The sequence below is a fragment of the Streptomyces sp. NH27 genome (assembly GCF_056859195.1).
This window is the reverse complement of record NZ_JACEGK010001119.1, coordinates 1-395: the sequence shown is the minus strand read 5'-3', so window position 1 is coordinate 395 and position 395 is coordinate 1. Positions and strand designations below refer to the sequence as shown.

The 395-nt window shown below is 70.9% G+C and carries 1 pseudogene; it reads right to left on the bottom strand.

What is annotated here, in order from left to right:
* A pseudogene (locus tag AC13HU_RS38320) lies at positions 1-395 on the bottom strand (PKD domain-containing protein); the annotation flags it as partial.

Genomic DNA, 395 nt, shown 5'->3' with positions numbered 1-395 from the left:
GCCGCGTGGTGCCGTCGGGGTAGACGATGACGTGGCCGGTGGTGGTGGGGCTGACCGCGGTGTCGTTCATGACCACCGCCGTGACCCCGCTCGCGGGCAGGCCGCCGTGGCCGGTGAGCGGCAGGGTGACGGTCTTGCCGCCGCCGACCGCGCCCTTGACGCCGCCGGTGCCGTTGCGAGTGTCCATCAGCCGCGTCGGCCCGGTGGAGTGGAAGAGCGAACCGCTCGCCGCGTAGTAGCCGGTGACGTCGGCGAGCAGGTTGACGCTGCCGGCCGAGTTGTAGAAGTCGACCTTGCCGTTGACCACCGGCACCGTCACCAGGTTCGGGATGGTGGTCTTCGCCGGGAAGTTGAGGCTGGAGGTGTCCGGCTGGGTGGTGCCGTCGGGGTAGACG